Below are 12307 nucleotides of genomic sequence, written 5' to 3' on the forward strand. Positions count from 1 at the left end.
CCGGTACAGGAATGCGACGTTTCGCCTGATTGAACGGTATTACCGTAGGGCCGAACTTGTTCGGCCTTCTCAATCTTTGGCCGAATGAATTCGGCCCTACGTTCAGGCTGAACGCACAGACCCTAGACAGCAAAACGCCCGTGGCAACACGGGCGTCATAGAGGCACGACCTCTGCTCAGCGATTGAAACGCTCCACCAGGGTGTATTGCGACCGGGCTGTGTTGGCCAGATCCTCGGAAAGCAACGCCGAACTCTGTGCATCGCCCGTCGTCTGCACCGCGAGACGCGCAATATTGCCGACGTTGTGGCTGATTTCGTCTGCCACCGCGCTCTGCTGTTCGGTTGCCGAGGCAATCTGCGACGTCATGTCGATGATGCTTTCCACCGCCGTGCTGATGCCGGCAAGTGCCTTGTCCGCGTCGACCACTTGTTCCACGCCACGGCTCGCCTGCACGCGTCCCTGCTCGGTGGTCTCGACGGCATGCCGTGCCTGCACCTGCAGTTTTTCGATCAGCTGATGGATCTGGCCGGTGGCGGCAGCGGTGCGTTGGGCCAATTGACGGACCTCGTCGGCGACCACCGCGAAACCGCGGCCGCTTTCCCCGGCGCGTGCCGCTTCGATGGCCGCGTTGAGCGCCAGCAGGTTGGTCTGGTCGGCGATGCTCTTGATCACATCGACCACTGTGCCGATTTCTTCGCTGTTATGTGCCAGTGCCGAAACCGCATCGCCGGTTTCCGTGACGGCATGAGCCAGCAGTTCGATGGCCTTGCGGGTCTGAGCACCGATTTCACGGCCTTGGGCCGTCAGCTGGCTGGCCTGCTCCGTAGCCCCGGCGGCCAGAGCGACGTTGCTGGCGACTTCCTGGGTCGTTGCGGCCATCTGGTTGATGGCTGTGGCGACCTGCTCGGTTTCGTGGTGCTGACGAGCCAGACCGTCCGAACAACTGTGCGCCAGTTCATCAGCCCGCTTGGCCTGCTGCTGCAGTTGCACGGCGCTGTCCTGCAGGCGAGTCAGACAGGTTTTCAGCCGCGCATGCTCGCTGAGCATCGCCATCTCCAGCCGGGCTTCGACGCCCTGACTGTCGGTGTACATCCGGGCAATCATCGGATCGCTCATCGATTGCTCGGCCAGGCGCACCAGGCGATTTACGCCACGCATCTGCCAATGGCGCCCGGCCAGGCCCAGCGGTACGGATAGCAGCGCAGCCAGCGCGAAGCCCCAAGCGTGATTGAGCCAGAAACCGACCATGAAGCCGATCTGGCTGGTCAGGATGAAAGGGAGCCAGTTGACCACCAGCGGCAGCCACTTCTCTCGCCGTGGCACGCCGCTTTTGCCGGCATTCAGCCGGGCATAGAGCGCTTCGGCCCGCTGTATCTGTTCGCGGGTGGGCTTGGTACGGACCGACTCGTAACCGATCACATTGCGCTGCATATCCAGCACCGGAGTCACATAGGCGTTGACCCAGTAATGGTCGCCGTTTTTGCGTCGATTCTTGACGATGCCCATCCAGGGCTTGCCTGCCTTGAGCGTCGTCCACATATGCTCGAATACTGCGGAAGGCACGTCCGGATGACGGATCAAGTTATGCGGGGAGCCGATCAACTCGCCGCGATCGAAGCCGCTGACTTCGGCAAAGATATCGTTGCAGTAGCTGATTTTGCCTTTCAGATCGGTAGTGGATATCAGCCGTTGCTGATCGGGAAATGCATATTCGCGCTGGGTGATGGGCTGGTTGTTTCGCATGTGGAATACGCCTGGCAAATTCGAGATGTCTTGCGTGCTTCTGATTGTTATACGGTCGGTTGACCGTGCTGTTTGTCTTAACGGCACGCAAACCGATTAGTTGAGAAGTGATGGATAAGTGGTCACCGCAAAGTAAAAACGCCCGCCGCAGATCAATGCGAACGGGCGTTCCGGCGGCGGCGCGGCGAGCGCTCAGGCTTCGATCAACTGCCTTAACACATAATGCAGAATGCCGCCGGCCTTGAAGTACTGGACTTCATTGAGGGTGTCGATGCGGCAGAGCACCTGGAAGTTATCTCGGGAACCGTCTGCACGCTCGACATCCACCGTCAGCAACTGACGCGGCTTGATGTCGGCACCAAGACCGCGAATCGAGAGTTTCTCGTTGCCGGTCAGGCCCAGCGACTGCCGGGTCTGCTCGCCAACGAACTGCAGTGCCAGCACGCCCATGCCGATCAGGTTCGAGCGGTGGATGCGCTCGAAGCTTTCGGCAATCACTGCCTTGACGCCGAGCAGGTTGGTGCCCTTGGCTGCCCAGTCCCGGCTGGAGCCGGTGCCGTATTCCTTGCCTGCGACCACCACCAGCGGCACGCCTTCAGTCTGATAGCGCATCGCCGCATCGTAGATCGACATTCGTTCGCCGCTCGGCTGATGCAGCGTATTGCCGCCTTCTTCGCCGCTAAGCATTTCGTTCTTGATACGAATGTTGGCGAAGGTGCCGCGCATCATCACTTCGTGGTTGCCGCGGCGCGAGCCGTAGGAGTTGAAATCTTCCGGCTGTACGCCGAGCTGTTGTAGGTACACGCCGGCCGGGGAGCTGGCCTTGATGTTGCCGGCTGGCGAGATGTGGTCGGTGGTGATCGAGTCGCCAAACAGCGCCAGGATGCGTGCGTTCTCGACGTCCTTCGGCGGTGCCGGCGGTTGGCCGATGTCTTCGAAGAATGGCGGGTTCTGCACGTAGCTGGAGTTGTTGTTCCACTCGTAGGTGTCGCCCGCCGTTACCGCGATGGACTGCCAGTGTTCGTCGCCGCTGAAGACGTCCGAATAGCGGGTACGGAACATCTGTCCGTCGATCTTGCTGACCGCTTCGTTTACCTCGGTGCTGCTCGGCCAGATGTCCTTGAGATAGACAGGCTGGTTCTGCTCGTCGTAGCCCAGCGGGTCCTTGTCCATGTTGATTCGCGTCGTGCCAGCCAGCGCGAAAGCCACCACCAGCGGCGGCGAAGCCAGCCAGTTGGCTTTCACCAATGGATGCACGCGCCCCTCGAAGTTGCGGTTGCCGGAAAGCACCGAGGAGACGATCAGGTCGTTGTCGGTAATCGTCTGGCCAATGGCCTCGGGAAGTGGCCCGGAGTTACCGATGCACGTGGTGCATCCATAGCCAACGAGGTTGAAGCCGAGTTGATCCAGATAAGTCGTTAGGCCGGCGCGTTCGAGATAATCGGTGACCACCTTGGAGCCGGGCGCGAGGGAGGATTTAACCCAGGGCGCGCGTTTCAGGCCGCGTTCGAGCGCCTTCTTCGCCACCAGCCCGGCGGCCATCAAAACGTTCGGGTTGGAGGTGTTGGTGCAGGAAGTGATCGCCGCGATCACCACCGCGCCATGCTTGAGACCGAAGTCCTCGCCAGCTACGGACACCGAGCTGTTGGCTTGCTGAGTCTTGCCACTGGTTTCCAGTAGAAGATCGAAGTTGGCACCGATATCGCCCAGCGAAACCCTGTCCTGTGGACGCTTGGGCCCGGCGAGAGACGGCTGCACCTGGCTGAGGTCCAGTTCCAGAGTGGCGGTGAACACCGGGTCCGGAGAATTGCTGTCCCGCCACATGCCCTGAGCCTTGCTATAAGCCTCGACCAGCGCGATGCGGTCGTCGTCGCGCCCGGTCAGGCGCAGATAATCGATGGTGATCTGGTCGACCGGGAAGAAGCCGCAGGTGGCGCCATATTCCGGTGCCATATTTCCGATGGTGGCGCGGTCGGCGAGGGGAAGATTGTCGAGACCGGGGCCGAAGAATTCGACGAACTTGCCTACCACACCGTGCTTGCGCAGCATCTGCGTGACGGTAAGGACCAAGTCGGTGGCGGTCACGCCTTCGTTGAGCTTGCCGGTCAGGCGCATGCCGACCACTTCAGGAATCAGCATCGACACGGGCTGCCCGAGCATGGCCGCCTCCGCCTCGATGCCACCGACGCCCCAGCCAAGCACGCCGAGGCCGTTGATCATGGTGGTATGCGAATCGGTGCCGACCAGGGTGTCCGGGTAGGCGGTGGTTTCGCCGTCTTCCTCTTTGGTCCACACCACCTGGCCCAGGTATTCGAGATTGACCTGGTGGCAGATGCCGGTGCCCGGCGGCACCACGCGGAAATTGTCGAAGGCCTGCTGGCCCCAGCGCAGGAACTCATAGCGTTCGCCGTTGCGCTGCATTTCGATTTCGACGTTCTGCTCGAACGCCTGATCGCTGCCAAAACGGTCCACCATCACCGAATGGTCGATCACCAGATCCACCGGCGAAAGCGGGTTGATGCGCTGAGGATCGCCGCCCGCTCGGGATACGGCATCGCGCATGGCAGTCAAGTCGACGACAGCCGGTACGCCAGTGAAATCCTGCATCAGCACTCGCGCGGGACGGTACTGGATCTCACGCTCGGAGGTGTGGGTTTTCAGCCATACCGCCAGCGAGGTGAAGTCATCGGCCCGCACCGTGACGTCATCCTCCCAGCGCAGCAGATTCTCCAGCAGCACCTTGAGCGAGGTCGGTAGACGACTGATGTCGCCCAGCTGCTTCGCGGCTTCGGGCAGGCTGTAGTAGTGATAGGTCTTGCCGTTAACCTCCAGGCTTCGACGGCAGTTCAAGCTGTCCAGGGATCGCATTCGTCTCTCCTTTTTGCCCGCACGGTCGGGCTGGCTGGATGGGAAGCGTTATGTTGAAGCTAGCTTCTGATGGCATGTTTCGCCACGAAGCTGGCCGCCGACCAGCGTCGACGGCAATGGAGCGCCTCGGTGTTTGCGGGCACCTGACGGGCTATATTCGGGCCCGATTGATTCCAGTAACTGTTCACTGGACCGGGGCAGCGAGCTTGGGGTTCCCCTCTCGGCTATCATGTGCGGCTTTGGTCGCAGAGCGCTCGCGCGCCGATGTGCCTTCGCGCTGACTACAGGACGCACCATGAAAACACTGCTGCTGCATTGCCGACCGGGCTTTGAGAACGAAGTCTGTGCAGAAATCAGTGATCAAGCCGCACGCCTCGATGTGACGGGCTATGCCAGGGCGAAACCGGACAGCGCCTGCGCTGAATTCATTTGTAGCGAGGAAAATGGTGCGCAGCGGCTGATGCGCGGTGCACGCTTCGCGCGGCTGATCTTCCCCCGACAATGGGCCCGAGGCGATTATCTGGCGCTGCCGGAGACTGATCGGATCAGCGTGCTGCTCGACCGTCTCAAATCCTATCCGGTCTGTGGAAGCCTCTGGCTGGAAGTGCTGGACACCAACGACGGCAAGGAACTGTCGACCTTCTGCCGCAAGTTCGAGGCGCCGCTGCGCAAGGCGCTGACGAAAGCGGGTCGATTGAGCGTGGGCGGTGACGGCCCGCGTTTGCTACTGACATTCAAAAGTGGTCGCGAAGTTTTCCTTGGTATCGCTGAGGCAGATAACAGCGCAATGTGGCCGATGGGTATCCCGCGTCTGAAATTCCCGCGGCAGGCGCCGAGCCGGTCGACGTTGAAGCTGGAAGAGGCCTGGCATCACTTCATTCCCCGTGATCAGTGGGACGAGCGGCTGGCGGCGGGCATGACTGCCGTGGATTTGGGCGCCTCGCCGGGCGGCTGGACCTGGCAGCTGGTCAACCGTGACATCGAGGTGATGGCCGTGGATAACGGCCCGATGAACGAAGCGTTACTCGAGTCGGGGCTGGTTGGCCATTACCGGGCCGATGGCTTCGCCTTTCGCCCCAAGCGTGCGGTGGATTGGATGGTCTGCGATATCGTCGAGAAACCTGCAAAAAATGCCGCTTTGCTGGAGACCTGGATTGGCGAAGGCCTGTGTCGCGAAGCGGTGGTTAACTTCAAACTGCCGATGAAACAACGCTATGCCGAGGTGAAACGTTTGCTGGAACGGATTGCCGATGGGCTTGCCGAACGAGGGGTGAAAGCGAGCATCGGCTGCAAGCAGCTTTACCATGATCGCGAAGAAGTGACCTGCCATCTGCGTCGGCTGTGACGCTTGGCCAAGTGACCGCGCGATCTGTCTGGGCGACAATGCCGACCTGTTTTTAGGGAGTTTGTGATGTCTCAATCTGTTGAACTGTCCGCCGACGCTGTGCTTGATGCCAGCGGCCTCAACTGCCCCGAGCCGGTGATGATGCTGCACAACAAGGTACGCGGCTTGGGTGGGGGCGAGTTGCTCAAGGTCATCGCGACCGATCCGTCTACCCAGCGCGATATCCCGAAATTCTGCGTGTTCCTTGGGCATGAGTTGGTCGAGCAACAGGCCGAAGAGGGAACCTACCTGTACTGGATTCGCAAGAAGCTCGATTGATTCTGAGCACTCACACGCAAGGCGGCAGAAACGCCAGCTGAAGGCCGACAAACGCCGTCGACAACGCCGCGATGAAATGAATCCCCGATGCGACCTTGGTGACGAATACCTGGCGTTCGTCGAGATCATGTGGCGGCCGTGAGAGTCTCCAGGACCGCCACCCCAGCCAAAGCAGCAGAGCAACCACTACCAAGGTGAATATGCCAAAACTCGCGTTCAGCCAATTGAAGATTCCCAGATTGGGATCAGGCGGTGCGATCGTACATGCCACCGCGTGCGAGCCGTACAGGGCGGCGAACCAGATGCTCCAGATGATCAGGCCGAAGGGGATCTGCATCGGATGAAACACTGACGTGCGCCGGTAACTCATCAGGCACCTCCCCAGGCCGACGGGAATAGAACGATCGCCGCGTAGGCACTCCAGACCACGCCAAGGTTGTAGTACCAGAGCTGCTCGACGACCACTGGCTCGTACGGCGCCATCTCACCCACATAACCGTGATGCACCCGCAGCATCTGCAGCAACGTACAGATGGTTGCCAGGCCACAGTGGATCAGGCTGTAGGCGAGGATCACAAAGATCACCGCGTCGTGGGCGGTTTCGGTTATCTGCAAGTTGGCGCTCAGCAACACCCACAACAAGGTGCCGAACTGCGCCACACCGATGGCGGTCACCACACCCAGGTTGCCCATCAGGCCGCTGATATCGCCACGGCGCAGCCGCGCCGGTATGACACGCATCCACAGCGTACCGAGGGTCAGCAGAACGGCACTGGCGAGCATCAGCCAGCCGTTCAGCTGCGACTGCTCCGGTACCTGCCATTGCGGTGAGACGGTCCACAGATAGAACCAGCCGAACAGCAGCGACAGGTACAGCGTGCCATTGGCCAGCAAAGTGACGCCCATGCCCCAGAGCCCTGGGCCGTCGAAGGTGCGCGAATGCAGCGGAGGCTCGCCGGGCTGGGTGCGTGCATCCGGTGCGGCGGTTGGATGCGCGCCGTTTTCCCAGGACCAGCGGAACAGCACGATCAAGGTAGCGACCGTCGCGATCAGTGCCCCCCAGTAGACCTTGTGCAGCAGGCTCAGGCAGAGCGCGGCGAGAAATACCGAGGCCACGAACGGCCACCAGCTATTTCCGGGCAGATGAATGACCTCACGTACCTTGCCACTCAGCGGGTCCGAGCCCCAGGTTTCCCGTCGTCCATGGTCGATGGTCGTCAGCGCATGTTCGGCGCGGGCGATGCTGTGGGGCAGATCCGGATCCTTCCACAGCGGATGACGGTCGGTGATGTCCGGCAGGCTGACGAAGTTGTACGGGCTCGGTGGCAGGCTGGTCGCCCATTCCAGCGTGTCGGCGTTCCAGGGATTGGTCTTGGCGGGCTGACCGAAGCGGAAGTGCAACACGATGTCCAGCAGTATGGTGCCGATACCGATGGCCATGATGAAGCTGCCGATCGATGAGATCAGATTGGGTATGTCCCAGCCCAGACCGGTGTCGTAGGTGTAGACCCGGCGCGGCATGCCTATCAGGCCGGTCCAGTGCATAATCAGGAAGGTGGTGTTGAACCCGATGAATACGAGCCAGAACCCCCAGCGTCCCAGGCGTATGGAAGGCATGCGGCCGGAGAAATGCGGCAGCCAGTAGTAGAGTCCGGCCATCAACGGAAAGAACATACCGCCCACCAGTACGTAATGCATGTGCGCGACGACGAAATGGGTGTCGTGTACCTGCCAGTCGAAGGGCACCAGCGCCACCATCACGCCGGTCAGGCCGCCGCAGACGAAGACGATGAGAAACCCGACCAGCCAAAGCATCGGGACGTGATACACCGGCTTGCCCAGCCACAGAGTCGCGATCCAGGCGAAGATCTGCACCCCGGTGGGGATGGCCACCAGCATGCTCGCAGCCGAGAAGAAGCCCAGTGCAAGCGCCGGGATACCCACCGTGAACATGTGATGGACCCAGAGCCCGAAGCTGAGAAAGCCTGTGGTCAGGACGCCCAGCACCACCCAACGATAGCCCACCAGCGGACGCTGGCAGAACACTGGCAACAACGTCGAGACGATGCCCGCGCCGGGCAGAAAGATGATGTAGACCTCGGGATGGCCGAACAGCCAGAACAGGTGCTGCCAGAGCACCGGGTCGCCGCCCTTGGCCGTGTCGAAAAAGGGCAGGCCGGCGGCGCGCTCCAGCTCCAGAAGAATACTGCCCAGAATCAGCGGTGGGAAACCGATGACGATCATCATCGCCATCACCAGGATGTACCAGGCGTAAATCGGCATCTTGTGCAGTGCCATGCCGTTGGTGCGGGTGCGCAGGATCGACACCACCAACTCGACGCCCGCGCTCACCGCCGAAATTTCGACGAAGGTGATGCCCAGCAGCCAAAAGTCCGAATTCACGCCCGGCATATGCGAGGCGCTGGACAGCGGCGTGTACATGAACCAGCCAGCCTTGGGCGCTACGCCGAGAAATACGCTGGACAGCAGAATGATCCCGCCGAAGAGATAGCAGAAATAACCGAGGGCCGAGAGCCGGGGAAAGACCAGATCCCGCGCGCCGAGCATCTTGGGTATCAGATAGACCGCTAGCCCTTCCATCATCGGCACGGCAAACAGAAACATCATCACCGAGCCGTGCATGGTGAAGATCTGGTTGTAGACGTCCGGCTCCATCAGCACGTAGCCGGGCATGGCGAGTTGCGTGCGGATCAGCATCGCCATCAGCCCGCCAATCAGAAAAAACACGCCCCCAGTGACCATGAAGCGTAGGCCGATGCTGGTGTGGTTGACGATGGTCAGCGCACGCCAGCCGCGTGGGTTGCCCCAGACATCATTGAATTGATCGTGAAGCTGATCCGGATCGGTAGAAGGGGCGCTGCCCCTGAACGAAGAAATCATGGAGCGAGCGTCTCCAGCCAATCGGCAATCTGATCGAGGGTTTCTGGCGGAACGTCATCGTGGGCAGGCATGCCGTTACCAAATTTGAGCGACTTGTGTTCGCGCAACCAGCGGCGCAGTCCTTCGTGGTCGTTTTCGATCACCCCGGCACCCAGCGACGGGCGGCTGGCCAGGTCGGTCAGGTCCGGTGCTCGATTGCCGTCGGTTATTCCCGCGACGCGATGACATTGGCCGCAGCGTTCATCAAAGACCTGGCCGGCCGCACCGGGTGCGCGCTGCGTGAAGCTGAGGTTTTCCCTCGCGGCGATCCAGGCGTCGAAGTCGGCGGTGGTCTGGGCTTCGACATGGAGTTTCATGTGGGTGTGCTGAAGGCCGCAGAACTCCGAGCACTGCCCATGAAAGATCCCAGCATGCCCGGCTTCGATGCGAATGACGTTGGTTCGACCCGGCAGCATGTCCATCTTTCCGCCAAGACGAGGAACCCAGAACGAGTGGATGACGTCCGCGCTGGTGACATGCACGTCTATCAGGCGGCCGGCTGGGATGATCAACTGATTGGCCGTGGTAACGCCGCTGTCGGGGTAGTGCACTTCCCACCACCATTGATGGCCGGTGACCTCCACCTTCAGCGGTTGCTCGCCGTCCACCGGAAGCGGAATCATGCCGCGGCCAGTGGGGATGCCGAATATCAGCAGCACGATGATGCTCACGCTTGGCAGCACGACGCCGCCACCGATGATCCACCAGCGATTGAGCCGTATCGCCTGTTCCTCGCTGGTCTGGCGTGGCTTGCGCGCCAGCGCATAGACCCACAGCGCACTGACCACCAGTAGCACCAGCGTGGCGAAGGCGAACATGCCCCACCAGACATTCGCCACCTGCCTTGCCATGGGACTGGCCGGGTCGAGCGTCGACAGCGGGCCGCTACACGCGGCCAATAAAGGAACTGCCAGCGCCAGCGTGGTCCATTTCAAGAGGCTGCCGGCTCGTTCGGCGCGTTCCCCTTTCTGCCGCTGGAGTGCCGGATGGCCAATGACCAAAGTTCCATTCACAGCCGCGCCGCGATTGCCGGACACCCCCTGCATCCGATGCTGATCCATTTCCCGGTAGCGGCGCTGATCGGCTTGCTGCCGGTCGATCTCGCCCATATCTGGACGCTGGACGATTTCTGGTGGCGTGCCGGAATCTGGCTCGCCGGTGTGGGCGCATTGGGCGGCTGGGTCGCGAGCATCTTCGGCCTGATCGATCTGCTCACGGTGCGCGAGATTCGTCAGAAGATCACCGCCTGGTGCCATGCGATCCTTGCGGTGATGATGCTTTCGCTGGCTTCGCTCAACTGGTTGCTGCGCTTCCAGAACGAGGGGGACAACATTCACCTCTGGGCGCTGTACCTGTCCGCGATCACGGCCGCATTGATCTCGCTGGCCGCCTATCTGGGGGGGCGACTGGTCTATGAGCATGCCGTTGGGGTCGATCTGGACAAGGTCTGACCTGGGCTGCAGTGGGTGAGGCTTGAATCGTTCGGTCATGGGTGCTATTCAGTTCGGTCCGGCGGTTGGGTCATGGGCTAGAACGGCTTGGCCAGTACCAGCCAGAGCGTCGCGGTAGTGAAAGCCGCGATGGCCACGCCAAGAACGCGGCAACGAGTGGTCACGCTCCGTTCCGGGGTGCGCTCGATATGCAGCACAAGTACACCGCAAAGGGCATGACACAAGACCATGCCCGCGACGGTGCTGAGTTTGACAATCAACCAGCCAGCCATGATGCCGTCGCGTAGAAACAGGGCCGTCCCCGAGCCGATGGCAATCAGCGCAGCCGGTGTGCCGACAAGGTTGAACACCATGCGCGTGAGATGAGCATGGTCCCGGTAAAAAAGCGCATCGGTACGCTTGGTGCCGGCTGCAATGAGCGCAGGCAGGTAGAGGAGAGTGCCGCACCAGCACAGCAGGCTTGCAAAGTGCAGCAATTTGAGCAGGGGCATTCGCGTCTCCATCCGGGCCCGCGGCAGGTCAGAGGTTGTGACAACCCTCGACCGAGGCGGTTCGGGTGGAACGCAGTGGCGCTTGATTCCTGGAGTCAGGACGTGAACGTCTTCGTGGGCGCGGCTCAGCTTTCGGCGTCGGGTTCAGGGCGCTTGAAGAGCTGAGTACCGCACCGGCTGCAGAACGCTGCGTTGGTTTCGTGGCTGAGCTTTTCGCATGTGGGGCAACGATGTTGCAAGCTGTCAGCACGCATTGCAGTAGCCAGCTCGGCAGTGAAAATGCCGGTAGGTACGGCGATGATTGAATAACCCGTGATCATTACCAAGCTCGCCACCGCCTTGCCTAGTGGAGTTTGCGGCACGATGTCACCAAAACCGACGGTTGTGATCGTGACGATCGCCCAGTAAATGCTCATCGGAATGCTGGTGAAGCCTCTCGATGGCCCTTCGATCACATACATCAAGGTGCCGAACACCAGCACCATGGTGGTGACGCTGAGCAGAAAGACAACTATCTTCTGTTTGCTGCCGCGAAGGGCAACCATCAAGAAGTTGGCCTGGCTCAGATACTGAGTCAGCTTGAGCACGCGGAACACCCTCAACATCCGGATCGCACGTACCACCAGCAGGTACTGCGCATCCGGCAACAGCAAGGCGATGAACGCTGGGAGTACCGACAGTAGGTCGATGGCTCCGTAGAAACTGAAAATGTACTTGCGCGGCTCCGGGTGGGTATAAATTCGCACGAGATACTCGATAGCGAAAACGGCGGTAAAAAACCATTCGAGACCGAACAGGAACGTGCCGTATTCCAACCGGTAGATCGCGATGCTGTCGAGCATCACAACCACGAGGCTGGCGAAAATGAATACCAATAGCCAGGTGTCGAATCGTTTACCTGCCGGCGTATTGGTAAAGAAGATGATGACGTAGAGGCGCTCCCGCCAGCCCATCGAACGGAGGGCGTCGTTGTCCATGTGCGTAAGCTCCCGGCAAAACGGAGAAGGCGAATATCCTAACGTTCGAACCGCACTGGCAAAACATCGTTGCGGACGGCGGTCAGAAAAAGCTGGACGGTTTTTCGTTTGTCTTGAATGCGGTCAGAGGAGGGCTTCATAGTGGAATTACGCCGCTCCAAGCTCCGTTAAA

At 60.7% G+C, this 12307-nt stretch carries 10 protein-coding genes; 3 read left to right on the forward strand and 7 right to left on the reverse strand.

All coding sequences use genetic code 11. The features are described 5' to 3' along the window. Positions 1-176: 176 nt before the first annotated feature. Complete coding sequence (locus NA645_RS07690; protein WP_256048278.1) at positions 177-1745, reverse strand: methyl-accepting chemotaxis protein; 1569 nt, start codon at positions 1743-1745, stop codon at positions 177-179. A gap of 192 nt (positions 1746-1937) precedes the next feature. Continuing rightward, entirely contained in the window at positions 1938-4613 is a 2676-nt protein-coding gene (acnA, locus tag NA645_RS07695) for an aconitate hydratase AcnA (RefSeq protein ID WP_256048279.1), read from the reverse strand. Between the two features lie 295 nt (positions 4614-4908). Here acnA and rlmM point away from each other — a divergent pair, with 295 nt between their 5' ends. After that, complete coding sequence (gene rlmM, locus NA645_RS07700; RefSeq protein ID WP_256048280.1) at positions 4909-5958, forward strand: 23S rRNA (cytidine(2498)-2'-O)-methyltransferase RlmM; 1050 nt, start codon at positions 4909-4911, stop codon at positions 5956-5958. A gap of 66 nt (positions 5959-6024) precedes the next feature. After that, positions 6025-6276: a sulfurtransferase TusA gene (gene tusA / locus NA645_RS07705; protein ID WP_256048281.1), complete on the forward strand. Its 252-nt coding sequence runs from the start codon at positions 6025-6027 to the stop codon at positions 6274-6276. A gap of 10 nt (positions 6277-6286) precedes the next feature. Here tusA and NA645_RS07710 read toward each other — a convergent pair whose 3' ends face one another. Genes NA645_RS07710 through coxB form a run of 3 tightly spaced genes read right to left on the reverse strand, consistent with a single transcriptional unit; the run spans position 6287 to position 10067 of the window. Then, the gene (locus tag NA645_RS07710) at positions 6287-6646 is read right to left on the reverse strand and encodes a hypothetical protein (RefSeq protein WP_256048282.1); all 360 of its coding nucleotides are present in this window, start codon (positions 6644-6646) and stop codon (positions 6287-6289) included. Then, positions 6646-9177 carry a cytochrome c oxidase subunit I gene (gene ctaD / locus NA645_RS07715; protein WP_256048283.1) on the reverse strand — a complete coding sequence of 844 codons (2532 nt, stop codon included), beginning with the start codon at positions 9175-9177 and terminating at the stop codon, positions 6646-6648. Before ctaD ends, NA645_RS07710 begins: the two co-directional genes overlap by 1 nt. Further along, positions 9174-10067 carry a cytochrome c oxidase subunit II gene (gene coxB, locus NA645_RS07720; protein WP_256048332.1) on the reverse strand — a complete coding sequence of 298 codons (894 nt, stop codon included), beginning with the start codon at positions 10065-10067 and terminating at the stop codon, positions 9174-9176. Before coxB ends, ctaD begins: the two co-directional genes overlap by 4 nt. 135 nt (positions 10068-10202) lie before the next feature. Here coxB and NA645_RS07725 point away from each other — a divergent pair, with 135 nt between their 5' ends. Further along, on the forward strand, positions 10203-10667 hold the full coding sequence (locus tag NA645_RS07725) for a DUF2231 domain-containing protein (RefSeq protein WP_181102061.1): 465 nt from the start codon (positions 10203-10205) through the stop codon (positions 10665-10667). 77 nt (positions 10668-10744) lie between these two features. Here NA645_RS07725 and NA645_RS07730 read toward each other — a convergent pair whose 3' ends face one another. Together NA645_RS07730 and NA645_RS07735 are read right to left on the reverse strand one after the other, a co-directional pair. Next, positions 10745-11158, reverse strand: coding sequence for a CopD family protein (locus NA645_RS07730; RefSeq protein WP_256048284.1), 414 nt, complete (start codon positions 11156-11158; stop codon positions 10745-10747). 125 nt (positions 11159-11283) lie between these two features. Continuing rightward, positions 11284-12135, reverse strand: coding sequence for an ion transporter (locus tag NA645_RS07735; RefSeq protein WP_256048285.1), 852 nt, complete (start codon positions 12133-12135; stop codon positions 11284-11286). Positions 12136-12307: the final 172 nt, after the last annotated feature.

Origin of the sequence: Stutzerimonas stutzeri (assembly GCF_024448955.1) — a bacterium.
In the GTDB taxonomy this organism is placed as follows: Bacteria; Pseudomonadota; Gammaproteobacteria; order Pseudomonadales; family Pseudomonadaceae; genus Stutzerimonas; species Stutzerimonas stutzeri_AQ.